The organism is Facklamia sp. HMSC062C11, from assembly GCF_001810675.1.
Classification (GTDB): domain Bacteria; phylum Bacillota; class Bacilli; order Lactobacillales; family Aerococcaceae; genus Facklamia; species Facklamia hominis.
This window is the reverse complement of sequence record NZ_KV802389.1, coordinates 1-25,117: the sequence shown is the minus strand read 5'-3', so window position 1 is coordinate 25,117 and position 25,117 is coordinate 1. Positions and strand designations below refer to the sequence as shown.

Here is a 25,117-nt window from a genome sequence, read left to right as displayed (position 1 = left end):
GAAAATGCTCGTGTTTTTGCTTAGCTCAACGGGGCTTGCTGAGACTGTTGCTGCTTTAGCAACTTACAGTCTCACATCCGTTAGGTACCGACTTTTGTCGCACTCAATCAAAACGTGCTCTTCTATCGCACTTAAGCCTGTACGCATTAAAAATGCTACAGGCTCATAGCGATAAGCATCCCCTTATGTCTAAGCAAAAATCGCTCTGCGTGATTAACATCACTCCGGTCGATTTCTTACTTAGCCTACAGGGGATTACCGCTCATCGAAGCACTCAATCAAAACGTGCTCGCAATTGCAGCGCCTGGACGTTAAGCGATCCTTCTCGAACACTCTTTGAGTGTTTCGAAGGCTCACTTACCGCTGCGGCGCTTGCTGAGACTGTTGTTGCTTTAGCGACTTACAGTCTCACATCCGTTAGGTAAGCGCAATTGCTCGCACTCTATATTCTTTCTAGGTAGTCTACTTGGTCAAAGATTTGAATATTAGCGACTGCTACGATGATGTCACCAGCTTTGAAAGTATAGTTGGCAGGGAATTTGGTGTTTAAGGTTTCACCAGGTTTTTGGCGTAAGCCGATAATATTTAAATCAAACTCTTGGCGGAGCTTGAGGTGGTTCATTTCTTTATTCCACCATTGTTCAGGAGCATAAAATTCGACAATGGCTGTCTGGTCATCTAGGTTGACAATGTCTTCCACTGACTGACGAGCCAGTAGGTCACCTAGGTGGTAGCCTGTTTCGGTTTCAGGCAGAATAACTTGATAGGCTCCGATAGCTTTAAGTGCCTTGGCTGAGCGTTGGTCCTTGGTTTTGCAATATATTTTATGCACGCCTAATTCTTGAGCATTTAAAACACCGAGAATAGATGCTTCAAGATTGGCTCCTGTTCCGATAACGATAATATCACAGTTACCAAAGCCCGTTTCTCGCATAAAATCAAGATCTGTAAAATTACCAATGGCTCCGATTGTTAACTCTTCATCAATTTCATTGACGTGGTCGGGGACGATGTCACAAGCAATCACTTCAATTCCGTGACTAGCTAAGCGCCGTGCTAAGGCTGAACCAAAAAGTCCTAAGCCTAAAATTCCAATAATGCGATTTTTTTTCATCTTATTCATCCTATCCTATAATAATTTCTGTGCGTGAATATTCAATATCATATTTATTTCGTTGGCGGCCATGTAAACTTAATAAGAGTGTCATGGGACCGATCCGACCTGCATACATGAGAGCGATTAAGACTAGATGACTAGCGGTCGACAGACTGGGAGTTAAGCTAGCAGATACACCAACAGTGGCAAGGGCTGAAACGGATTCAAACAGGAGATACAGGTAATTAACGTCTGGTTCAAAGGCGAGTAGTAGGGCGGACCCACTTAGCAAGAGACTGATATAGATCAAAAAGAGAACGAAGGCAGACCGAACAGTCGATGTGGGAATGGTATGGTAGTCATAAGAAACATAACGAGATTGGCGTATTTCCTGCATGGCTAGCATTAAGGTTAAAACAAAAGTGGTTACTTTTAAACCACCGGCTGTCCCTCCTGATCCACCGCCAATAAACATATTGGCAATAAAATATAATAAGGTTACAGGATGTGCCTTGGTGTAGTCGATACTTGAAAAACCGGCCGTGCGCATTGTGATGCTTTCGAAGAAAGCTACTAGCAGTTTATGACCATTCGAGAAGGGACCGAGCGTATCAGGGTTGTGCCATTCAAGCAAGGAGACAAACAGGGCTCCTAAAAGAATTAGAGCCAGGGTGGCACGAACCATGAGCTTGGTATGAGTTTTAAGATGGCGTAGATAGTAACCTATTTTTTTGCCGCGTTTAGCTTGACGATATGCTTGAAATTGATCGGCGACATCGAACCAAACAGCAAAGCCAATTCCTCCAAGAACGATTAGGGCCATGATGGTTATTAACAATAGAGGATTGTCACTGTAGTTTGTGAGGGAATCGTTGCTCATTAAGTCAAAACCCGCATTACAAAAGGCGGAAATGGCCGTGAAAATAGCGTTAAATATTCCGCGTCCCAAGCCTAAGCGTGGAACAAAGAAGCCTGATAAAAGGAGGGCGCCAGTTCCTTCAATGACTGCTGTGTAGCGAACGATTCGTCCAAGAAATTCACCTAAGTTTTGTTGCGAGCTACGGTTAAGGGCTTGGCTGGCTGTGATCTGATCTTTTAGTTCGATTCGCTGTCCTAGTCCGTGATAGATTGATCCAATAATCGTCATTAAGCCTAGGCCACCGATTTGAATTAAGATCATCATTATAATTTGCCCTAATATATTATACGAGTCATGAATCGATTGCGTCCAAAGCCCAGTTACACAAACAGCAGAAACGGCAATAAATAAATGATCTAAGTAATTTGCTTGGGAACTAGCAAGCTGACTCATGGGTAGTGATAAGAGTAATGATCCACTAAGAATCACTAACAGAAAGCTTAAGGCAATCTTTTGGGGTGGGGTCAATTTAATCAATGCTTGTTTCAATCGGGGTACTCCTTTATATATGTTCGAATGCAAGCATTATAGCCCCTTTCCTGAAAAAAAACTAGTCTCGGGAGAATGGACTTATAAAATATTCTAATAAATAATCTAAATAAATCTCTAAAGTGGCATTACTAGCGGGTTCGATGGATTAATAATTATAAATATCGATGTGAGGAATTTAACAAATAATATGCTATGCTTAGAAAGTGAGCTGTACTATTTTAAGGAGGAGATTACTAATGAGAGAAGCCATGACTCCTAAGGAAAGACGACAAGCGTTATTATCGGGTCAAGAATTGGATCGGCTACCGATCGAATTCACCCATAATAGTATTGTATCCAAGTTAAATGGACAAAATTACCTACAAGGGCAAGCGTCAGCAGATTCGATTGCTGATCAGGAAATTGCTCTCTATCAGCGGTATTGTTATGATCATCTGAATGTGGATTACGGTTTGAACGGATTGGGACGTGCTTTGGGAAGTCGACTTTTAGATTTTCCAGATTCGGCACCAGCTGTAGATCATTATGCTTGTGCAAGCATTGATGAGGTATTGGAGTTAAGTTTTTCTAATGCAGAAATAACTAAGGACCCTAATTTATTTAAGTTGTATCAAGCCTGTCATAAAATGGTTAAGGTTCTTGGCCCAGGAGCGATTGTCCAATTCGAAATTCCAGGTCCTTTAACCGCCTTGACTTCATTAATGGAGGCAGAATATGTACTACGAGCCTTGCGACGGCAACCCGATCAGATACACCAAGCCTTGCGAATCATTACCGATCTTTTCAAAAAGATGATTGAGCCTTTTGCGGAATTAGGTGTTTATTTCTGGATTTCGGATCCAGTCGCCTCGACATCGCTAATCTCTCCAAAGCAATTTAAGATATTTTGTCAATCATACTTAACAGATTTGGTGGCACACATGCATACTTGTCAGTCTTCAGTTATACTTCATATCTGTGGCAATACCGTTAAAATTTTGGATGATATCATATCAATTGGAGTGGATATTTTTTCCTTAGATGAGATCGTCGATCTATCACTAGCTAAGGATCATCTTGGGCATTCAGTGTGTCTTTTAGGCAATGTAGCGCCTGTTAAGACGATCTATCAAGGAACCCCCTCTGATATTCGTGAAGAAGTTGATGATTGTTTTACTAAAGCATGGGATAATCCAAAAGGATTTATAATCGGGCCGGGTTGTGGAATACCTTACGCGACGAGCGTAAAAAATATTGAATCTTATCTATCTGCTTGTTTAGCAGGAGCGACATCTTATGCAAAAAAGCGAAATCGTATTTTAAACGAGATTAAATAGGCGTTGAATAAAGCGGTAATTATATATTTAAAATTAAATGTTGACTTAATTATAACAATCCTTTAAACTGATGTTAAACGGTTGTTTAACATTTTATTAAAGGAGTCTTTATTATGAAACAGATTTTGTCGAATAAGCTATTTATGTCCTTAACTTTGTCTGATTTAATCTCAAATTTTGGGGATTCATTATATTACTTAGTGATGATGCGATATGTCTTAGATATTCCGCAAACTACTTTAGCCATGTCTATTATCTATTTATCGGAGATGATTCCCTTAATGACAGCTATTTTTACGGGAGATTTAGCTGATCGGACGTCTAATAAGATCAGTGCCATATTAAAGACACAACTATTACGAGTAGGACTCTATTTGGGAGTTGCCTATTTGATGTCCTTTGAAGCAGCCTTGTATCTAGTGCTAGGCTTCAGCTTGATTAATTTAATCTCTGATTTGGCAGGACAATATGAATCATCGCTTTTTATCCCAGTTTCTTTGCGGGTTTTAAACAATGAAGAACGTGAGTCGGCCATGGGTTTTAAGCAAGCTCTCTTGCAAGCGGGTCAAGTAATTTTTCTCTCATCGGGATCCATTTTCTTATTATATTTTTCTTATCGTCAGATTGCCTTGATTAATTCCATGACTTTCTTACTGTCCTTTTTAATACTGTGGCGTATAACCCCACAAATCAAGCGCTTGTTTATCGACCGTCCATTAGAAACGGATCAAAAAGAATCAGATCAGGATTCGCTCAACTTTTTAAAAAGGTTAAAATTAGCATATTTACAGTTTAGAGATTTACCTCATATGATGAATATCTTGATTATTGTGGCTTTATTAAATGGGGTTTTAGCGGCTTTAAATAATCTATTGGTTTTGTCGATTGACCAAGTAGCAGGTTTTGTTATAGGATCTGCCACACAAACAATCGCTTTATTTCCCATTGTCCTATTAATTGGGCAATTAATTGGATCCTTATTGGCCATGTCCATATTTAAACATTTGGGTCTTTACCAGGAGCTATTTTTAGGCGCTCTAGCAGGAGTGTTTATTTATCTAAGTTTATGGTTGGGGAATGTCTACGCCTTTTTTGCAACGATTTTCTTTTTGGCTTTGGTATCGGGAGCAATTGGACCTAAATTTAATGCCTATCTTATGAATCATTTGCCTGAAGAACGTATTTCCCTAACCATGTCTTCCATTGGAACCCTAATTACTTCTGGAGTGGTGATTATTGGCGGAGTAACAGTTATTTTAATGAACTTTCTTTCTTTGAAGTTATTGGTGGTCAGCCTCTTTGTAAGTATGTTAAGCTTAAGCCTATATGTTATTTATCAAATGATTCAACGCAGAAAGGATTTGATCTAATTGAAAACACGGATCAATGAATCATCGGCTTATTGTTATGAACTACTCATGCTGCCTTCGATTGCTCAATTTGATGACCAGTATACCAATCTTATTGGTCAGTGGCGGCATATATTAGCTGACGATGAGTTAGTATTCGATCAAGTTCAAGAAGAGTTAGCTCGATTGAGTTCTTCGATTAACAGCTTTTATTTACAAGCTAATGGTCAGTTTTTTGTGACGGAGTTAATCGACTGCTTTCCAAAATTTCCTGACGATATTGAGTCTTTGATTGAATTATTAGGTCAAATGGATGAAGCAACAATTCTAAAAATGTTGGCTCAATTGCTTCAAGCTGATCAACCAGAAGCACTCAGCGCAGCAGAAGTCTTTGATTTACTACTAGAAGAATCTTTTACAACTGAGCAATATTGGGCGTGGGCTAAGGCGATTCATGATCCATTGGCTTTTATCCATGGATTTTGTCAATTGATTTTTGATTTAGATCGATTTTATCAATCGATTTATCAGCAGTATGAAAAAGAGCGGTCTGATTATGCTCAGCGACTAGATGTTGAGGATCTTTTGAGGCGTTTACCAATGATCTCAACCGATTTTATTGAAGGCTTGCAGCTTGATGAGATTTGGGTGACGATATTGTCGCCTATTTTTCCTCAGTTGGTTATTATGAAACACCATAATCGAGGAATACTATTACTATCAACTCGTCACGAAAAGCTATGGACAGGGCACGAATTGAGTCAGGAGGACTTTTTTGATTTATTGAAGCTCTTGTCGGATCCTACGCGCTACCAAGTATTGGTGCGAGCGAGTCAAGCAGAGTGGAAAGCAAAAGACATTGCTGAGGAATTGGGGATCACACCGGCAGCTGTGTCCTATCATGTATCTCGTCTGGCAGATGCCTTATTATTGATTTATCAAAACCCCAACGATAAAGCTTCAATAAAGATTAACCAAGAATTAATTCGATCCTTGATTCAACGACTCAGTGAGGATTTAGGTTTAGATGAATAGCTTATACTAAAAATGCCCTCTCAATGTAGTGACCCCAAAAAGTTAGATTTTTTGTCTAACTTTTTGGGGTCAGCTCACATTTGTGAGAGGGCATTTTAGCTTTAATTAATCTTCAAGAATTGAGAATCCAAGGGATTGAATATCCTTATTAAATCCAATCACCGTATCGGTTGAAACTTGGGTCAAGTCTTTAAAGAGATTGTCTAACTTATTTAAAATTGAAGGTGGAACCGTGATAATATCGCAACCACAGTCAATCGCCTGAATAATATTGTAAACTTCACGCGTAGAGGCCCACAATAATTGGCTGCCTGGTTTAGATTGGCAAATAGTAGCAGCGGTATCCATAATCGGCATTGGATCAACTCCCGTATCTGCAATTCGACCTGCAAAGACTGAGATAATATTTTCTGTACCATCGGCTAATGCATTGATGGTTTCTTGCACTTGGTGTGGTGTGAATAGGGCCGTCACATTTAACTTGATTCCTTCGTGGGAAAGGCGATGGATAAGTTCATAGGATCCTTCACCTTTAGTATTTAGACAAGGAATTTTAACATAGACGTTATCGCCTAATTGAGTAAGAATTTTTGCTTCTTTCTCCATGGTTTGAGCATCATCACCAAAGACTTCAAAGGAGATGGATTGGCCTTCAACTAGGTCAATAGCCTCCCTAGCAAATTCTAAATAATTGGTGATGCCTGCTTTTTTCATCAAGGAAGGGTTAGTGGTAAAACCATTCACTAGACCTTTTTCTTTCATGGCCTTCATGTCTGCCAATACAGCGCCATCTGAGTAAATGTTAATCGGTAAAATCATTCATCATTCTCCTTAAATTCATTGTTCATGGCTATTTCTTTTGAATGGCCCCACCAATTGGGTAAGAAGATAGCCAATAGCGTCAAGACAACTAAAGCATAAATGCCTGGATGACCCAGTTGATTGCCGATTTGGCCCAATAATATACCTATTAAACCAAAGTCCAGATCACCAAAGGTCGTATTGGCAAAGCCTAAATCACCTAAAACAGGTAAAGCTAAGGCTGGAATAAAGGCTAGGAGTAAACCGTTAATGAAGGCTCCCACTAAGGCTCCTCGTCGCCCACCAGTCGCATTCCCATAGATTCCTGCGGTGGCTCCACAGAAGAAGTGAGGAACCAATCCTGGAACAATCAGGATGCCACCTAAGGATCCTAACACCAACATCCCAATGATACCACCGATAAAGCTAGAAATAAAGCCTAGAATGACAGCGGTTTGAGCGTAAGGGAATAAGACCGCACAATCAACAGCTGGGACAGCATTTGGAATAATTGAATCGGCAATCCCTTGAAAAGCTGGAAGTAGGTCTGCAAGGATCATGCGAACTCCGTTATAGACAATGGTGACGCCTACCGCAAACTCTAGGCCAGATAAAAAAGCAAAGAGGAGGGGAGATTTACCACCAGAGAGGCTAGCTACAAATGAAGGACCCGCTGCTAATGCAGAGACTAAATAAAAAACAACCATGATAATTGCTGTTGAAATGGTGGTGTTTCTTAAGAATCCCCATTGTTCAGGTATCTGAATGCTTTCGGTTGATCGCTCTTTATGACCAACAAGGCCACCGATCCAAGCTGCAAAATAATAACCTAAAGATCCAAAGTGACCTAGAGCAATTTCATCCCCTCCTGTAACTTGAAGGGTGTAGCGTTGGCCGATAGCGGGTGAGATAGCAGACCAAGCCCCCATAAAACAGCCTCCAATAAGAACTAGTTCAATCCCTTTGAATCCAAGTGTTCCCAAGACAGCTGATAAGAGGCAGGCTAAAAAGAAAGAATGGTGTCCGGTTAAAAAAATATATTTATAACGTGAAAAACGGGCAAATAAAATATTAAAGGCTAAGCCGATCACCATGATTAGCATGGTCTCTGTTCCTAATACTTCTTGGGCGACCGCAGTCACTGCCTCATTATTGGGAACGACCCCTTTGAGATGAAAACCTTTTTCAATCATTTGAGCTAGGGGTTCAAGATTATTAGAGATCACACCCGCTCCGGCAGCTAGCATTAGGTAACCAAGGATAGGGCCAAGAGTGCCAGTCAGTACTTGATGCCAAGGTTTGCGCATTGCTATTAATCCAACCAAGGCCACCAATCCCATCAATATTGCTGGTTCGGCTAAAAAATCTTGAAGAAATTTTAAGAGAGTCACTCAACTTGTCCTCCTTTTTGAATGAGGGCTTGAAGATGAGGAAAGACATCTTCTTCAATTTGTTTTTTATTGACGTAGGATCTAACAGCGACAACAGGGCTTCCTTTAGGAAATTGATCAGCGAATTCTTTGACGGTTACGATCAGGTCAGCTTTTTGACCACGTGCCGAATTAAAATCCATTGATTTAGCTTCTAGCGCAATACCTTTGGCTTTGGCAAGTTGGTTAATCTTCATGGCTAGAAGATTACTGGATCCAATTCCGTTACCACAGACGGTTAGAATTTGTAACATATTATTCCTCCTCTTGTAGAAATAGTTGACATAAGCTAAGAAAATCTTTAGGGGTCTTACTTACGATTAATTGATCGATTTTCTCAGATGAATCAATTAATTGAGCTACTTTTGCTAACAATTCTAGATGGTCCTCATTATTCTTGGTAGCTAGGACAATAAATAAAGAGACAAGCCTGCCAGAATCAAATGGGACCGCTTGCTTTAATTTTAAAAAAGAGATAGCGGTTGTATATGATCCGTCTTCAGGCCTTGCGTGGGGCATAGCAATTTTCGGAGCGAGTAGGATGTATTCGCCCAGATCCTTTACATTTTGAATCATTTTATCGACATAGTTTTCTGTAATCAGATTTTCATCTAATAAGGATTGACTAGCAGTTCGAATGGCTGTTTGCCAATTCGTCGAGGAATCTTCGAAGCGAATCTTAATTGGAAAAGGGGACATGGTTCACCTCCCAGGAAAGAATTAAATGAGCGGCATTGTAAACGTTTATTTTCTTATTCATTGTAGAGTTTAAGGCTCTTTTAGTCAAGATGAATAAGTGGAATGACCTAGCCACAAAGAAATAGGCCTAGATGATAGCTTAGATTTTAAATCGATACGGGTTGAATTTTTATTCGTTATAAAAATCACATTAAAAATGTATGAGCTTACAATTAAATTTTAAAACATTACTAAAAATCGGTTGACAAAGGTTTAATAGTCGAGTAGCCTATGTTTGTAAACGGTTTATAGAAACGGTTTCATTATCAGGGGGAGGTGTACTGGTATCAAAACTATTCGTTGTGTCGCAAAGTCAAATAAATGGAGGAGTCTACTTATGAAGAAAAAGTTGTTTTTTATATTAATGATTGTAAGCGCTCTTGTATTGTCGGGTTGTTCAGGGGGCGGTGGAGATGCCAGCACCTTAACAGTGGGATTATCTGGTGATGCTATTTCATTGGATCCGGTGGCTACGAATGATAATCAATCTAGTAATGTGATGTTGCAAATTTATGAAGGCTTGGTCAAGGTTGACAAAGACGGTAAAATCCAACCGAGCCTAGCTGAAAGTTATGAACAAATTGATGATGTGACTTATCAATTCAAGCTAAAGAAGGGAGTTAAATTCCACAATGGTGAGGAATTGAAAGCTTCAGATGTTGTCTTTAGCTTAAAACGGGCGATTGAAGCTCCAAATGTAACCCATTTATTCCAAACGATAGATATTGATAGTGTTAAAGCGCTCGATGACTACACCGTAGAATTTAAACAAACAGAGCCATTTGCTGGTATTCTGTCAGCGCTTTGCCATCCGGGTGGCTTTATTGTTAATGAAAAAGCAGTCAATGAAGCAGGTGACTCTTATTCTCAACATCCAGTCGGAACTAACGCCCTTAAATTTGTTAAATGGACACGGGCAGATTCGATCGAATTGGAGAAATTTGCAGACTATCATGGAACAGCACCTGCTTATGAAAAGTTGACTTTCCGTGTGATCCCAGAACCAAGTAACCGGGTCATTGAATTAGAATCAGGTGGTGTAGATATCGCATATGATATTATCGCTACCGATATTGAAAAAGTTGAAAAGAATGACAAGCTCAAATTATTAAAATCTTTAGACTATGGTGAAACTTATCTTGGTTTTAACTTCTCTAAAGAAGTGTTCAAAGATCCTAAGGTTAGAGAAGCGATTACTTTGGCTTTAGATAAAGATGCAATCGTGAAGGCTGTTTTCCATGATTTAGGTAAAACAGCAACGGGTGTTCTTCCTCCAACGCTTAAATACTCGATCTCTGATCAAATGCAAGTTAAAGAACAAAATATTGAAAAAGCCAAAGAATTATTAAAAGAAGCTGGTTATGAAGACGGACTTTCGATTTCAATAACGACTAATGATAACAAAGACCGGTCTGATATGGCCACAGCGATGAAAGAACAGCTGGCCAAAGTCGGTATTGATGCAACGATTAATGTGCTTGAATGGTCTGCCTTTAATGAAATTATTAAAAATGGAGATCAAGATCTCTTCATGATTGCTTGGACCGCTGATTCTCCCGATGCGGATACTTTCCTATATCCTTGTTTCCACTCTTCTGCTAAGGGGGAAGGAGGTAACTACATCTTCTTAGAAGACAAGAAAGTAGATGAATTACTTGAAAAAGCACGTTTCGAACAGGATGATGCTAAACGGGCTGAATACTATGCTGAAGTTCAAGATTACCTCATGGAAATTAATGCATGGATTCCACTTCATAATAAAGAAATGACAATGGGTACTCGTAAAGAAATCGATAATCTATTCTTATCGCCTCTTGGCTTCCATACTTTAACGGAAGTAACCATGGGAGCTGACAAATAAGCCCCTATCAAATTAGAAAGACAGCGAGACTAGGAAAAGTGAGAGTGTTCCTTAATTATTGTTAGTGAAGGTCATATAAGAGGTGACATAATGGTTAAATATATTTTAAAACGACTCTTATATTTAATTCCCGTTTTATTGGGTGTGTGCTTTATCGTATTTACCTTGTTATATCTAACACCAGGAGATATGGCACGTAATGCTTTAGGACCTTCTGCTTCTGAAGCAGCGGTTCAGGCTTTAAGAGAAGAGATGGGATTAAATGATCCCTTTTTAGTCCAATTTGGACGGTATTTAAAGAATTTAGTATTTCATTTTGATTTAGGTTATTCGTATATTACTCGAAGTAATGTTACTGACGAAATTATGGCTCGAGCTGGATCAACCTTAATTTTGGCGACCACGGCCATTCTTTTTGCGGTAATTATCGGAATTCCAGTTGGGATTATCTCCGCGATTAAGCAATATTCCATCTTTGATAATGTCACGATGATTTTTGCCTTAATTGGGATTTCTATGCCGGTGTTCTGGTTAGGTTTATTATTGATCTTGTTATTCTCAGTCAAATTAAACATATTCCCATCATCTGGGTATTCCACACCGCTCCATCTATTTTTACCGATGGTTGCCTTGGGGGCTCAATCAGTCTCAGTCATTGCCCGAATGACTCGGTCATCGATGCTAGAAGTTATTCGTAAAGACTATATCTTAACGGCTAAGGCTAAAGGCCAACGTCGAGGAAAAATTATTACCGAACACGCTTTAAAAAATGCCTTAATTCCGATCATTACAATTACAGGGACCCAGTTTGGTCAGTTAATGGGTGGAGCCCTTATGACAGAGGTTATTTTTTCTATTCCTGGAATTGGTCGTTTGATGGTTGATTCGATCATGAAGCGGGATATGCCTATGGTTTTAGGATGTGTCTTATTTGTTGCCGTGACCTTTAGTTTGGTGAATTTGATCGTAGATATTCTTTATACCTACGTTGACCCTCGCCTAAAGACACAGTATGAATAGGAGGGGTTCAAATGAATAAAGTAGAAACAAAGAATCAAGAACCTCAAAAACGTGGCAAATTTAGAGGGTTAAAAGATATTTGGATTCGAATGAAGCGTAATAAGTTAGCCATGATGGGTCTTGTTATAATTATTGTGCTCGTTCTAGTAGCTATATTTGCAGATGTGATTGCCCCTTATGGTTTTGCTGATCAAAACTTAGCTAATCAATATCAAACTCCTAACGCCCAACATTGGTTTGGGACGGACGAGTTAGGACGTGATATCTTTAGTCGGGTGGTTTACGGGTCTAGAGTGTCGTTGCGCGTTGGCTTTATCTCAGTGAGTATCTCCATGATTATTGGAGTGGCTATTGGAGCAGTGACCGGTTACTATGGTGGTCGGGTGGATAATAGCTTAATGCGACTTATTGATGTGGTGCAAGCTCTGCCAGATACGCTTTTAGCGATTGCAATTATGGCGGCATTAGGTCCTGGTTTGACTAACTTAATGATTGCAGTTGGGATTGCTGCAATTCCTGGTTATGCACGGTTAGTTCGATCTTCCGTTTTGTCTCTTAAGGATCAGGAGTTTGTTGAGGCTGCTCGTGCCAATGGATCTAGCGATTACCGCATTATATTGAAACACATTATTCCAAACTGTATGGCACCGATTATTGTTCAAGCGACTTTAGGGGTTGCCTATGCGATTATTAATGCTGCAGGATTAAGCTTTATTGGTTTAGGATTGGAACCACCAACGCCGGAATGGGGCGCTATGTTATCTGGAGGACGTGCTTATATAAGGGACTTTCCTCATATGACGCTATTTCCAGGGTTAGCTATTGTTATTACCATTTTGGCACTTAACCTCCTTGGAGACGGATTAAGAGACGCTTTGGATCCTAAGTTGAAAAGATAGGAGGTCGCTATGAGTAAGTTGTTAGAAATCAAAAATTTAAGTGTTGAATACGATACAGATACGGAAGTGGTTCATGCAGTTAATAACTTGAACTTTTCCATTGATAAAAAAGAAACTCATGGTCTAGTTGGAGAAACTGGTGCCGGAAAGACGACCACAGCGAAGGCTATTATGCAGCTCATTCAGAACCCTCCTGGAAAGATCACTTCAGGTGAGATTTTTATGGAAGGTCAAGACCTACTAAAAATGCCTGAAAAGGAAATGTATAAGATTCGCGGAAATAAAATTTCTATGATTTTCCAAGACCCTATGACATCATTAAATCCTGTTATGACTGTGGGCCAACAAATTGAAGAAGTTTTGGCTCTTCACCAGGACTTAGCTAAAGGGGAACTTCGGGCTAAAGCAGAAGAAATGTTAAAAGTGGTTGGTATACGTAAAGAACGGATTGATGACTATCCCCACCAGTTTTCCGGTGGGATGAAGCAGCGGGTTGTGATTGCTATGGCTTTAGCCTGCAATCCTAGCTTGATTATTGCTGATGAACCAACAACGGCTTTGGATGTAACTATTCAAGCACAAGTGCTGGAACTCATTAAGAATTTAAAAGAAGAATTTGAAACATCAATGATCTTAATTACTCACGATTTAGGGGTTGTTGCAGAGACCTGTGATTATGTTTCAGTTATGTATGGTGGAGCTATTTTGGAGCACGCCAGTGCAAAGGAACTTTTTGAAAATCCTTATCATCCTTACACTAAGGGGTTATTTAAGGCGATCCCAAGTATTGATGAAGATGTCGATCATTTAGAAACTATGGATTTACAATTGCCTGATTTTTCGAAGGTAAAACCAATATATCGAGAAGTCGCACCTGGGCATTTTGTGGCATTTCCTCTGGTTGCTGATGAGGAGGTTGGATTAAATGGGACAAACTAATCATGAAAGCTTACTTCAGGTTAAAGATCTTAAGAAATATTTTCCGACAAAGGCCGGTGAGTTAAAAGCGGTCGACGGGGTTAGTTTCGATATTAATCGTGGGGAAACCCTGGGATTAGTTGGTGAATCTGGCTGTGGTAAGTCAACAGTAGGTCGGGCAATCATTCGCTTGCACGAGCCAACTGCGGGAGAGGTCCTCTTTGAAGGGCGAGACGTCGCTAAGCTCAAAGGGCGTCAAGCGCTTAGGCAAATTCGATTAGATATGCAAATTGTCTTCCAAGACCCATATTCTTCTTTAAATCCTCGGATGAGTACCTTTGATCTGATCGCCGATCCAGCACGGGTTAATCATCTATATAAGACGGAAGCAGAATTAGAAGCGGCTGTCTATCATATGATGGAAACGGTTGGGTTAAAAGCCAAAGTGGCTGATTCTTTTCCTCATGAGTTAGATGGAGGAAGTCGACAACGGATTGGTATCGCACGAGCCTTGATTTTAAAACCAAAGTTCATTGTTTTGGATGAACCCGTATCTGCTTTGGACGTATCGGTCCAAGCTCAGGTATTGAACTTATTGGATCAATTACAAAAAGATTTCGATTTAACGTATCTCTTTATATCTCATGATCTATCCGTGGTGCGTCATATTTCGGATCGGGTAGCGGTGATGTATTTGGGTCAGATTGTTGAATTAGCCCCTTATGATGTGCTTTTTGAGAACCCACTTCACCCTTATACCAAGGCACTATTATCCGCTATTCCTATTCCTAAGTATGGACTCCATAGGGAACGCATTATTCTGGAAGGTGATGTTCCTAGCCCGGTTAATCCACCAGAAGGTTGTCGCTTTGCTAAGCGGGTACCAAATATTCCAGAATCTTACCATGAAGCGCATCCTCAACTGCGAGAAGTTGAGCCAGGTCACTGGGTAAGATGCACTTGCTATCAGTATGATGGTAAGTTATAACTTAGTAATCACCTTTGGTTAGTGAGATGAATTGTTACTGATAAATAAGTCTTGCTAATCTGGAATCACCCCTTTAGTAAAGGTGATTTATTTTCCTCTCTATGCAGCATTGACTGCAAAAACATCCCCCTCACTAACGGTATGGTGAGGGGGATGTTTTATATGTTGCTAGGATTAATAGCTGGCAGAAGTTTCAGGTGGGGCTTGAGTGTTATCTGGTATTTCTTGTTCTGGATTTTCACTACTGCTAGTTTCTCCGGTTTCATCTTCTGCTTCTCCTTCTTTTTTGCTTTCATTATTATCTGACTCTCTTTCTGTTTGAATCTGACGCATAAAGTTGCCCCAGAATAATTGATAGTCGGATGGAGAAGCGTTAATCATAAAGTGTTCAGTTAAGATGGGTGCTGGATAAGAAGCTTTGAAGAGTTCTTCTTTAAGGCCACTAGCTACTTGTAAGACTTGTCCGCCCATTTGTATGTTACCTGGTTGGGTACCTGTTTTTTCCATCACAGTCATGCGGATGACAGAATCAGGTTGTTGGAAGCTTTGGTCTGCTCCGATAATATCGGGACGGATAGCAAATAAGTCATTGACAATTTGTGCCCAGAAGGATTGACTTCGTTGGGCTTCAGAACCAAAGCCATCATTTAAGTTAAAGACGAATTCTTGATACTGATTGTCATAACCCATCCAGGCTCCAATCGTGATTTTAGGAGTGGCACCAATATACCAGAGATCCTTGCCGTTTTCGGAAGTACCGGTCTTGGCGATCCAGTCTCCTCCAGTGGTGAGTCTCGATTTAGCAATTTGTCCGGTTCCGAGATTGTTGACATCACGCAACATATCGACCATTAGATAGTTGCTATCTTCGCTGAAGACTCGAACAGGCTCATCATCCGCCTTAAAGAGGGTCTTGCCTGTTGCATCTTTTATTTCATCAATGATATGGCCTTTAGCATAAGTGCCTCCATTGGCAAAGGTTGAGAAGGCGGAGGTCTGTTCAAAGACGGTCGGCCCTTTATTAACCCCACCGATTGAGAAGGCTAGATTTTGAACATCGGTTTCGGTGTAAGAGTGCTGGGTATCAAAGCCCATTCGTTGGAGATAGTCAAAAACGGGGACACCTTGATTGCGCATCTCTTGATAGATTCGAATGGTTGGTATGTTATAGGACCAAGCCAAGGACTGACGAGCCGGATAAAATTGGTTGGATATTTGATTGCCATAGTTGGTCGGCGACCATTGGCTACCATCATTATAGGTCTCTGTAAAGGCGGTATCCGGAATGATTGAAGCCGGAGTGATGATATTGTTTTCGATCGCAGGTCCGTAAACAGCAAGTGGCTTAATGGTAGATCCTGGAGACCGGTGCATTCCGAAGGCATGGTCAATTTGATTGTTTTCATAATCAGTCCCCGCTACAAAACCAAGAACTCGGCCAGTGGCATTATCAATAGCCACGACACCGGTTTGGACTTTTTCTACAAAATAGGTCTCTTCGCCGGTCGTAGGGTCGGTATAGACACCGTCAAAGCTGGCTCCTAATTGATCTTTGTAGGCTGCAGCAGTTTCTTGCATCTGGTCGTAAATATCTTTTTCGATGGTAGTATAAACCTGATAGCCAGAGGTGCGTAGCTCTTGTTCAGCTTCCTGATAATAGCTTTGGTACCATTCAGCATCTTCATGAACTTTTTCGAGTTGGTTGCCATCTTTTTTAACGTTGAGGGCAATAATTTGTTCAATGGCTTGGTTCATGACTGTCTGGTAAAGATAGGATTGTCGTTCAGGAGTTCGCGCTTTAGTCGCAATAAAGTCCTTGGTAATATCATATTTAAGAGCTTCTTCGTAGCTGGCTTTGTCAATGACTTGATTTCGGTACATTGCGAAAAGAACATCTTTCATTCGCTGAATTCCCGCTGAATGATCTTTTCGCATATGACCATACTGGTCATATGGAGTATAGGAATAGGGACTCTGAGGTAGGCCTACTAGGAAGGCAGCTTGGTTTAAGTTTACTTCGCTTGGTTTTTTACCGAAGATACCTTCGGCAGCTTCTTGAATGCCAGCGATATTTTCTCCCTTATTATTTCGACCAAAAGGAGAGACATTAAGATAGGATGCTAGAATTTCATCCTTAGAAAAATACTTTTCTACTCGTAAAGCTAAGAGAATCTCATTGGCCTTTCGGAAGAAGGTAACATCATTAGTCAAGAGTTGTTGTTTAACTAATTGTTGGGTGAGGGTGGATCCACCGGTCCCAGTTCCTGATAAAAGTGTTTGAAGAATCGCTCTTAAAGTCGATTTAGGATTGACACCCGGGTGATCATAAAAGTTTTGATCTTCGATGGAGATGAGCCCCTCTTTAATATAGGGGGATATGTCGTCTAATTTGGCGACAGATCGAACGACATCGGATCGCACATCAGCGATCGGTTCTTTGGAAGCGTAGTAGAGCGTTGATTGTTGTTCAATTCGATTTAGGGCAGAGGCTATTTCATCACGAGATGGTGGCTGGGTATCCTTGACTAGGGAGGCAAAGTAACCTAGACCAACTCCTCCGCCAAAGCCGGCTACTAAGATTCCTGCTACTAGAATAAAAACAAAAAAGCGTTTGATGAGATTGGTGGCAACCGAAAAAGCAAAGGCAACTTTTTCTTCGGTACTAAGATCTTTCAATGAATATCGCTCATCTTTAGAGCCTTTTTTGTCGGAGTGTTTATGTTTACTATAATAACGTGTCTGTTTTTTCGTTGAAGGATTCTTGAACGGTTCCTTAGAATTAGGAATCGCTTCTTCACTTTGATAAGATTCCTGGTCTCTTAGTTCCTTATCTGAATTTTGAGCTTTTTGGATGGTTATTTTGGGCATTCGCTGATTAGCTTGTGCTTTTTGCCGTAGTCGCTCATCTGATTTTATTTCTACTTTTGATTGTGTATTTTGATGGGTTTGAGGGATCTTCTTTTGAATGGCTGCTTGTCGATTTAGTTTTTCCTGTTCGGTAAGCTTTGGCTTGTTAGAATGGGTTTGCACTGTATGGGTATTCAAAGAGGATTGAGGTCTTTGAGCAGAATTCTGTGGTTGACGGTGTTGGAAGGATTTTTCGACTTGATCGGTTGAATCCATCTTCTCCAATTGTTTAATTCGTTCTAGACGTCGCTGAATGGCCGCAACTGCTTGTGGATCCTGAATTCGTTTCTGTTGGCGAATAGCTTGACGACGATTATTTGGATCATTTATGGGTGTGGATTGTTTTTTATCTTGGTGTTTGGACGAATCAGTCATGTCCTAACCCCCTTAATTCTCTTATTTAATGAGACTGTATCAGTCAAATTACGCAAGGCTTTTTTTCATTTTAGTAAAAAAGCATACATAGTGCTATTTTATACATATTATTCAGATAAGTCTTTAGTTTTAGCGAACTGTCACCATTTTGTAATCTTATAGAGCTTCAGAACAGAGTTTTAGTGATAGTATGGTATAATATACTTATTCGATAGTTAGAAGAGGTGTCTGATATGAAAAAAATACTTATCATTGCTAACCCCGGTTCAGGCAAAGGCGATGCTCCAGATTATGCTAAGAACTTAGAGAAAGTCTTACTAACGAATTATCAAGTAGAGCTAGAAATTCGTTTAACTGAAAAAGAAGGTGATGCCAATCATTGGGCGAAAGCAGCTAAACAGGAAGGCTATGATACGGTTATTTGCCTTGGCGGTGATGGAACCGTTAATGAGGTTGTTTCTGGTATTGCTGAGTTGGATGATAAACCCCTCTTTTCTTTTGTTCCATTAGGAACGGTGAATGATCTCGGTCGAGTGGTAGGTTTTTCAATGGATCCGGACGAAGCGGTACAACAATTTGCCCACTTAGAAGAAACAAAAGTTGATATTGCTCGCGTTAATGATCAGTACTTTATCAACGTTTTAGCATTAGGAGATATTCCAACGGCGGTACTAGAGACGGATTCTGATCAAAAGAATAAACTGGGTTTTTTTGCTTATTTGATTGATGGTGTTAAGGCCTTTTTCGGTGGAAAGAATAAGAACTTGCGCATTTATGATAGTCAGGGTAGACATTATGATTTGGATTCGAATTTAATTTTGGTGGCCCTAACCTCTTCGGTTGGAGGTATGGAAGGTCTCATTCAGGGAGCTACTTATAATGATGGGGTGGCGCATCTTTATGCGATCAAAGATTCTATGACACTATCCAGTATCCAGACCTTAGTGCAAGAAAAGGGCTTGCCCGACGAAGCAGTGAATAATGATCATCTATTAGCCTTAAGGGATTCCGCCTTTCGGATTGAATCCGTGGAGGGACATTCGACCAATAAACTTAAATCTAATGTAGACGGTGATGAGGGGCCAGCGCTTCCATTAGAGATTGAGATCCTTAAAGAATGCATTCCAATGTTGATCCCTCGTAAAGCTTAATTTAGCCAATATGTAAGGGGTTTGTGTTATAATAGATACTAAGTGGGGGGTCAGTTAGATAAAGGAGGGGTCTTGTGGCTAAGAAATTAACCAAGCAACAAAGAGAATTGATTGAATATGAATTGAGACGTGGAACCAGTAAATCAAGAATTGCCGCTTTGTTGGAAGTTGATTATGACACGGGAATTAAGATGATTGATCGCGTCAAGGCGGATATTCGTCCTAATATTGGGGATAAGATTTCTTTTGAGTTTCGTGGTAGTGATATGGCGGGGATTATTACTAAGCTATTATCTAATAGTGCTGTAGTAGACATTTATTGGGAAGAGTCGGATCGGATGATGCAGGATATCATGGAAGATAAGACAATCGTCAATTTTAAGGATATTATTTCTTTTATTTCTTTGCCACCACAAGAAGAAGATAAGGATATTGTCCTTAATCCTCAGCCAAAGATTCATCAATCTGATTCCTTCGTAGAAGAGAATGAATAATGAGAGAGGTGAAGCAGCCTTTGATAAGTTATTAAGGCATTCAAATTTCTCTTTAGAATCATTGTTATCATACGATAGAGATCTAATCCAACCCTAGTTGCATGTCTATCAGAAAGGAGAGGCTGTATGAATTTTTATCGAACTGAAAAATCAGGACCATTGGCTAAAAACATTGTTCAAAAAGCGGGTCAAATAGTGACCTATTTGAACTTGAAGGCGGGGACTGAAACAGGCTGGCATGATGTCCCCTATTCAGTTATTGTGGTTCCTTTTGAAGGGGAATTAGTCTTTCAAGCTGAGGAAGAAAGCCAGGTTATTCAGCCGGGACACTGCGTTGAAATGGAGCCTGGTGAGCGACACAATGTGATCGCTAAGATCGATTCAGGAGTGATTGTGGTTAAGTCTAAGCTTGATAAAAGAAGTTAAATAGCAAAGGTGAATGCAGTCCGAGAGGGCTGCTTTTTTTGTAGTATTGCCTATGAAATTAATCAAAAAGGCGATCATTATTTTGTATACTATTCAATAAATTGTACTATCATTACCGAGTTGCAGGTTGGGTAAATAGGGTATCTATATTGAAGAATGCAGTGCGTTTTATGCGATCAATTTCTGAAAGCCCAGTTCCTTCTATTAAAGTTAAATTAATGAATTTAACAGGTTAATATCATTTAATGGATATCTTCAAAAGTTAGCTATTTTTTGAGTTTTAAAATTACTTATTTAATGGGCATTAGTAGAGGTAGCAAAGATTGACAGAAAACACTATTTTTATATTTTTATAAGTCTACATTTTGAAAACGTTATAAATTATAGAAATACTATTAAATAAGGGTTATACTAGTAGTGTAAAGGAACTATATGTTTGAAATATCGAAGAAAGGAGGAAATTCTAATGAAAAAAATATTTAAAATATTACCTTTACTCGTAGGTTCATTTCTTTTGACACCGACGGTCGGTCGAGCGGCGGAATTAACTGATAATCCTTCGTTAGTAAACGAAACTGGTATTGAAAACAATCTTCAATCATCAGCAAATCATCAAACACTTCCTTTACCTGATTCTGTATCAGAATTAGCTGATCATAACTATGAAGAACTTGTTGGCATACCGGATAAAAATCAGTCGAAATCGGGAGAAATTTTGCTTAAGCAAGCAGAGCCTGCAGCATTACCCACACCCAATGAAGATCATTTGGGAGACCATGAATCCAGCGAAGGGGGTGCATCACCTTCAAAGAGAGAGGGCAGTCAGTCTGTTGTTAAGGATCAGCTTGAACGCCATCATTCAGGAGAGGCAGAAGCTAAATCCTCTGAATTTGGAGAATTGCCTAATCGCTCCGAGTTAGTCGATAATAAAGATAGCGAGTTTGTCAGGGCGGAATCCAAAGCTGATGATCAAAATGAAAACCAATTCCAAGAACTGAAAGCAGTGTTACAATCGGATGAGGAGCCGATTACAAATGGACAATCTGAAGAAGTTGTTGAAGTGACGGTTGAAACGTTTGAAGAATTGCTTCGAGCAATTGAAGAAGCTAAAGAGGGTGTTTTGACACGGATTCGTATTACTTCTAATCTGGAAATTACGAAGAAGGTCATGATCCCAGCTGGCAAGCGGATTATTCTGACGTCCAACTATCAGCAAGAAGCTGATAAGGCTTGGGAGAAAGTGAAGCAAGCCGCTGATTATGCTGATCAAGGTGAAGCAAGGCAACGTGAAATTATCGAAGAAGCTCGAAAAAGAGCTGAAGAAGCTAAAAATCTAGCTGATTTAGCTCAAAACCCCTTGCCAGATCCGCATCGAACAGTCCAAGTTAAGCGTGCATCAAGTTTTATTGATGATAGCTTATTCCAGATTGCTGGGAAATTGCAACTGGGTGATGCTAAGACGGCGCTTCATGTTGATGGAAATAATGAAGTGACGACTCAACTCTCAAAGGGAGTCCTCTTTAATGTAGAATCTGGCGGACACTTCATTCTTAAGAATGGGACTTTAATGCAGGTTAATAATCATTCTGGTTATTCTGCACCGATTGCCATTGAAAATGGTGGGCGGTTAGATATGGTTGGAGGACGTATTGCTTCCAATGAAAGTTACCAAGTTAAAGAACCATCGGGAAGACCAACTTCCGCAGGTGCTGTTTATGTCAACCCAGGAGGCCAATTTAATCTATCTAATGGGCTTATTGATAATAATAAAAGTTCAACGGGTGGAGTCTTCGTTGGTAGCTTATTTGGAGGTTCATCCGATGCAGTCATGCATATGACAGGTGGAGTTATTGCTAATAATAGAGCGGTTGGTCCCTATTCTTTGGGTGGTGCTATTAACGGATTTCCGAGAGCAGATATTCAAATTGATGATGGTATACTTGCTCATAATCAATCAGGACAAAGTAAAAGTTCTGGTTGGGGTGGCGGAATTGTTATGACTAATCAGAGGATTAGTCCATGGAGTAATACCATTGATAATGAGTATGCATCGGTTCCTACGCCAAATTCTAAACGTTTGAGAGAAATTAGAGCTCAATTAACACTTAATGGCGGATTGATTGCTAATAACCGTGCCAATAAAGGTGGTGGCTTATATATTGATAGTGACGATGTTTACTTCAATAAAACAATGTTACTGGATAATATAGCTTATCAATTTGGTGGAGGATTTTATGTTTCCTTCCCTCCACATGCCCAAGAATTGAATCAAATGCTGATTACTGAAAATAAAGCAAATCAAGGAATGTTAACAGTAGGAATTGATCAAGTGAATACGGGTGGAGGTATCTGGAATTGCCCAACGGGTTATGTTCATATTGGCGACGGACATACTGTCTATGCTTTTAATAATCAGGCTAAAAATCTTGGAGATGATTTGCGCTTTTCTAAGAAGACGGGTTATTTCAAATTGACAGTCGGAGGAAAAGATTATTATATTCAAAATAAATTTTATTCGCATGTTTCGCCAATTACCAAAGGCTATAAGGAACATACGACCTTAGAATTAATTAAATTCCTTAATGATACAAATCATGGAGATTCTATTCCAGACCGATTGAGTTATAATGCTTCATGGATGGCATTAAAAGCCATTTATTCCAAAGCGCTTCAAGCTGAAGCATGGAGCAATGCAAAAACCTTCATTGTCGGAAATCAAGCCTCTAATGGTGGAGGTATTGGATCGAATGCCAATATGGAAACACCAAATGATGAGGGCAACTATGATCTTGAGTTAACCAAAAAATGGGAATCCCAGATTTCAACTTCTGATCGCAAATCGATAACAGCAGATATTTTTATTGTTCCTGTTGGTACCACTGCGGAAGATGTTCGGAATAATTATGGCTCTAATCCGCATTACTTTAAATATGGGGAAGTAGAACTTAATGAGAAGAATGATTGGACCCAACGTTTTAGTCAATCCCAATATGGACGACTTGACCAACTATTAGAAGCGATGAAGGACTATGGTCTGCCTTATAATAAAAATGCTGTTAATGATAAAGGTCTACCCTTTACGGCGGCTGAATTAAAGGCTAAAGGGTTTAAATATCTTGTTGTTGAACGCGACAGTCACGGTTTTATTTCGACTGTAAAGGAAGTTGAACCTAAAGGAGCTTTACCGCTTGGTAGTAAGGTTGGACAATTAACCATCGGTAGACCTGACACAGGGGTACACTCTAATTATCAAAATTACTGGTTTAATAATACAGATGTTCATCTCTATTATATTAATCAAAAAGAGCAAGCTGAACGATTAGGCATGACGAATCTGAGTGAAGCTAATAGTTTCAAAGGTCAGATTAGCCACCCTTATTTAAGTCAAGTAACTGAAACTCAATTCTATGGAAGAGATTACAAGTTTCAAGCTTGGGGTGAATCTTGGACTAAAGCCGGTTATACTGGATTTTCGATTTCTGAAAATGGTTATAGCTTATTCTTGGTTAAAAATAAAACTGGATATACCTTGTATATCCCTTATTTGATGATTCAAGATATGGATTCAGATGATCAGTATACTGGATGGGATATTCATCTTGGCGAAGGTCAGGTCTCTGAACAAAGCCCTAAAGTTGAAGAGCGACATCAATTTGTTATCACGAATAGTAAGTCTGGAGACTTGCCTGTTCAAAAGACATGGCATAAGGACATTCCAGAAGATAAGCGTCCTAAATCGGTGACAGTTTATTTACTATATAAAGGACATAGAGTTAAAATTGGGATTGATGAAAATGGTCATCCAATTTATCGCAGTTTGACACTAACTGCTGAGAATAATTGGAAAGGAAGTTTTGATCAAATTAACCCGAATGAGTTAGCTCAAGGCAATTATTCAATTGAAGAATCAGCTCCTGAATCTTATGATGGTAGATTTAAGTCGCACTTTGAACAGGAATTTGAATTTAGAGTGCACTACGCAGATTCTTATCGTGAGGGTGAATATGATATTGCTGTTACTCGGCATTTTTACCCATTTTCAGGAGATATCAAGCTTAATCTTTATCATGAAGATCAATTGGTAGATTCTAAGCTATATACCTGGAAGAGCCAGACTGATGAACATGGAAAGTTTTATTGGTTGGAAAAAGAAGTTACTTTTGGTCAAGGAAATAAAGAACTTCTGCTTAATAATTATGGACGAGATGTTCGAGTTAAGTACTATGACAAAGTGGGCAACACACCAGGACGGTCATCTTACGATTTTTATTTAAAGCGAGATGCAGATGGTTTTTATAGCCTTTATGTTCCACGTCTCTTTGTTAACGGTTTGCCTCAGGCAATGTTTGAAGTGCGGGGAACAAGCAAAGAAAATATTCACGGATTGGATACTTATCCTTTAATTTCCAGTTTAACAGGAAAATCAACAGGAGCTGATATTGGTATCGAATTGAAGAATTACCCAACTATCGATATTCAAGCAAAGAAAATTTGGGAAAATGGTCAAGCACTTAAAAAGCCTCAGGTTAAGATGGTTTTGAAGCAAAATGGAACAGTGATTGATAGCCAGCTACTTGACCTTAAAAATAATCAAATCATCTGGAAAAATTTAAAAAAATATGATGAACAAGGTAATTTATATGCTTATACCGTGGAGGAAAGCTTCCAATCGGATCATTTCAAACAATCTAATGTGACTCAATCAGGAAATATTTTCACTTTCACGAACACCTATGTGGTACCTAAGACATACTTAGAAGTCAGAAAAGTGTGGTCTGGTGGACCAACGATTAAACCAACGATTCAGCTTCAATTGTTCCGCAATGGCCAAGCTTATGGAACAGTGGTTGAACTCTTAAATGGTCAAAGTAGATATCGCTGGGAAGATTTGTTGGCAACGGA

General features: G+C 39.7%; 19 protein-coding genes. 12 read left to right on the top strand and 7 right to left on the bottom strand.

The features are described 5' to 3' along the window. Window positions 1-442: 442 nt before the first annotated feature. Both HMPREF2758_RS03255 and HMPREF2758_RS03250 read right to left on the bottom strand, forming a co-directional pair. Entirely contained in the window at window positions 443-1,114 is a 672-nt protein-coding gene (locus HMPREF2758_RS03255) for a potassium channel family protein (protein ID WP_016647911.1), read from the bottom strand. 10 nt (window positions 1,115-1,124) lie between these two features. Continuing rightward, entirely contained in the window at window positions 1,125-2,504 is a 1,380-nt protein-coding gene (locus HMPREF2758_RS03250; protein ID WP_083304840.1) for a TrkH family potassium uptake protein, read from the bottom strand. Between the two features lie 239 nt (window positions 2,505-2,743). Here HMPREF2758_RS03250 and HMPREF2758_RS03245 point away from each other — a divergent pair, with 239 nt between their 5' ends. The 3 genes from HMPREF2758_RS03245 to HMPREF2758_RS03235 all read left to right on the top strand — a co-directional run bounded on the left by HMPREF2758_RS03245 (window position 2,744) and on the right by HMPREF2758_RS03235 (window position 6,207). Next, window positions 2,744-3,823: a uroporphyrinogen decarboxylase family protein gene (locus tag HMPREF2758_RS03245; RefSeq protein WP_070609125.1), complete on the top strand. Its 1,080-nt coding sequence runs from the start codon at window positions 2,744-2,746 to the stop codon at window positions 3,821-3,823. A gap of 113 nt (window positions 3,824-3,936) precedes the next feature. After that, entirely contained in the window at window positions 3,937-5,193 is a 1,257-nt protein-coding gene (locus tag HMPREF2758_RS03240; RefSeq protein WP_070609124.1) for an MFS transporter, read from the top strand. Then, a complete protein-coding gene (locus HMPREF2758_RS03235) occupies window positions 5,194-6,207 on the top strand; it encodes a helix-turn-helix domain-containing protein (protein ID WP_016647907.1) in 1,014 nt (337 codons plus the stop codon). A gap of 105 nt (window positions 6,208-6,312) precedes the next feature. Here the strand turns inward: HMPREF2758_RS03235 and HMPREF2758_RS03230 are convergent, their stop codons facing one another. Genes HMPREF2758_RS03230 through HMPREF2758_RS03215 form a run of 4 tightly spaced genes read right to left on the bottom strand, consistent with a single transcriptional unit; the run spans window position 6,313 to window position 9,137 of the window. Further along, window positions 6,313-7,026, bottom strand: a complete 714-nt coding sequence (locus tag HMPREF2758_RS03230; RefSeq protein WP_016647906.1) for a transaldolase — start codon at window positions 7,024-7,026, stop codon at window positions 6,313-6,315. Beyond that, entirely contained in the window at window positions 7,023-8,399 is a 1,377-nt protein-coding gene (locus tag HMPREF2758_RS03225; RefSeq protein WP_070609123.1) for a PTS ascorbate transporter subunit IIC, read from the bottom strand. The genes HMPREF2758_RS03230 and HMPREF2758_RS03225 overlap by 4 nt, the downstream gene beginning before the upstream one ends. Continuing rightward, window positions 8,396-8,692: a PTS sugar transporter subunit IIB gene (locus HMPREF2758_RS03220; RefSeq protein WP_006907821.1), complete on the bottom strand. Its 297-nt coding sequence runs from the start codon at window positions 8,690-8,692 to the stop codon at window positions 8,396-8,398. The genes HMPREF2758_RS03225 and HMPREF2758_RS03220 overlap by 4 nt, the downstream gene beginning before the upstream one ends. Window position 8,693: 1 nt before the next feature. Further along, window positions 8,694-9,137, bottom strand: coding sequence for a PTS sugar transporter subunit IIA (locus HMPREF2758_RS03215; protein ID WP_016647904.1), 444 nt, complete (start codon window positions 9,135-9,137; stop codon window positions 8,694-8,696). 376 nt (window positions 9,138-9,513) lie between these two features. Here HMPREF2758_RS03215 and HMPREF2758_RS03210 point away from each other — a divergent pair, with 376 nt between their 5' ends. The 5 genes from HMPREF2758_RS03210 (at window position 9,514) to HMPREF2758_RS03190 (ending at window position 14,862) form a co-directional block, all read left to right on the top strand. Beyond that, a complete protein-coding gene (locus HMPREF2758_RS03210; RefSeq protein ID WP_016647903.1) occupies window positions 9,514-11,037 on the top strand; it encodes an ABC transporter substrate-binding protein in 1,524 nt (507 codons plus the stop codon). Window positions 11,038-11,127: 90 nt separating this feature from the next. Then, the gene (locus HMPREF2758_RS03205; RefSeq protein ID WP_016647902.1) at window positions 11,128-12,057 is read left to right on the top strand and encodes an ABC transporter permease; all 930 of its coding nucleotides are present in this window, start codon (window positions 11,128-11,130) and stop codon (window positions 12,055-12,057) included. Between the two features lie 11 nt (window positions 12,058-12,068). After that, a complete protein-coding gene (gene nikC / locus HMPREF2758_RS03200; protein WP_006907817.1) occupies window positions 12,069-12,956 on the top strand; it encodes a nickel transporter permease in 888 nt (295 codons plus the stop codon). Window positions 12,957-12,965: 9 nt separating this feature from the next. Continuing rightward, a complete protein-coding gene (locus tag HMPREF2758_RS03195; RefSeq protein WP_006907816.1) occupies window positions 12,966-13,895 on the top strand; it encodes an ABC transporter ATP-binding protein in 930 nt (309 codons plus the stop codon). Then, window positions 13,882-14,862, top strand: coding sequence for an ABC transporter ATP-binding protein (locus HMPREF2758_RS03190; RefSeq protein WP_016647901.1), 981 nt, complete (start codon window positions 13,882-13,884; stop codon window positions 14,860-14,862). Before HMPREF2758_RS03195 ends, HMPREF2758_RS03190 begins: the two co-directional genes overlap by 14 nt. A 174-nt stretch (window positions 14,863-15,036) precedes the next feature. On the opposite strand, the gene HMPREF2758_RS03185 is transcribed toward HMPREF2758_RS03190, so the two are convergent. Further along, complete coding sequence (locus HMPREF2758_RS03185) at window positions 15,037-18,144, bottom strand: transglycosylase domain-containing protein (RefSeq protein WP_070609122.1); 3,108 nt, start codon at window positions 18,142-18,144, stop codon at window positions 15,037-15,039. Window positions 18,145-18,377: 233 nt separating this feature from the next. Between HMPREF2758_RS03185 and HMPREF2758_RS03180 the strand changes: the two genes are divergently transcribed. The 4 genes from HMPREF2758_RS03180 to HMPREF2758_RS03165 form a co-directional block, all read left to right on the top strand. Then, a complete protein-coding gene (locus HMPREF2758_RS03180) occupies window positions 18,378-19,295 on the top strand; it encodes a diacylglycerol/lipid kinase family protein (protein ID WP_070609121.1) in 918 nt (305 codons plus the stop codon). 74 nt (window positions 19,296-19,369) lie between these two features. Next, on the top strand, window positions 19,370-19,789 hold the full coding sequence (locus HMPREF2758_RS03175) for a DUF2187 family protein (RefSeq protein WP_070609120.1): 420 nt from the start codon (window positions 19,370-19,372) through the stop codon (window positions 19,787-19,789). A gap of 126 nt (window positions 19,790-19,915) precedes the next feature. After that, on the top strand, window positions 19,916-20,215 hold the full coding sequence (locus HMPREF2758_RS03170; RefSeq protein WP_070609119.1) for a cupin domain-containing protein: 300 nt from the start codon (window positions 19,916-19,918) through the stop codon (window positions 20,213-20,215). A 466-nt stretch (window positions 20,216-20,681) separates the two neighbouring features. Further along, window positions 20,682-25,117, top strand: a 4,436-nt coding sequence (locus tag HMPREF2758_RS03165) for a Cna B-type domain-containing protein (RefSeq protein ID WP_083304839.1), incomplete at its 3' end; no start/stop codon positions are given.

Coding starts and splice junctions, on each gene's coding strand:
- HMPREF2758_RS03255 (WP_016647911.1), bottom strand. CDS start 1,114: ATGAAAAAAAATCGCATTATTGGAATTTTAGGCTTAGGACTTTTTGGT.
- HMPREF2758_RS03245 (WP_070609125.1), top strand. CDS start 2,744: ATGAGAGAAGCCATGACTCCTAAGGAAAGACGACAAGCGTTATTATCG.
- HMPREF2758_RS03240 (WP_070609124.1), top strand. CDS start 3,937: ATGAAACAGATTTTGTCGAATAAGCTATTTATGTCCTTAACTTTGTCT.
- HMPREF2758_RS03230 (WP_016647906.1), bottom strand. CDS start 7,026: ATGATTTTACCGATTAACATTTACTCAGATGGCGCTGTATTGGCAGAC.
- HMPREF2758_RS03220 (WP_006907821.1), bottom strand. CDS start 8,692: ATGTTACAAATTCTAACCGTCTGTGGTAACGGAATTGGATCCAGTAAT.
- HMPREF2758_RS03215 (WP_016647904.1), bottom strand. CDS start 9,137: ATGTCCCCTTTTCCAATTAAGATTCGCTTCGAAGATTCCTCGACGAAT.
- HMPREF2758_RS03210 (WP_016647903.1), top strand. CDS start 9,514: ATGAAGAAAAAGTTGTTTTTTATATTAATGATTGTAAGCGCTCTTGTA.
- HMPREF2758_RS03205 (WP_016647902.1), top strand. CDS start 11,128: ATGGTTAAATATATTTTAAAACGACTCTTATATTTAATTCCCGTTTTA.
- nikC (WP_006907817.1), top strand. CDS start 12,069: ATGAATAAAGTAGAAACAAAGAATCAAGAACCTCAAAAACGTGGCAAA.
- HMPREF2758_RS03195 (WP_006907816.1), top strand. CDS start 12,966: ATGAGTAAGTTGTTAGAAATCAAAAATTTAAGTGTTGAATACGATACA.
- HMPREF2758_RS03190 (WP_016647901.1), top strand. CDS start 13,882: ATGGGACAAACTAATCATGAAAGCTTACTTCAGGTTAAAGATCTTAAG.
- HMPREF2758_RS03185 (WP_070609122.1), bottom strand. CDS start 18,144: ATGACTGATTCGTCCAAACACCAAGATAAAAAACAATCCACACCCATA.
- HMPREF2758_RS03180 (WP_070609121.1), top strand. CDS start 18,378: ATGAAAAAAATACTTATCATTGCTAACCCCGGTTCAGGCAAAGGCGAT.
- HMPREF2758_RS03170 (WP_070609119.1), top strand. CDS start 19,916: ATGAATTTTTATCGAACTGAAAAATCAGGACCATTGGCTAAAAACATT.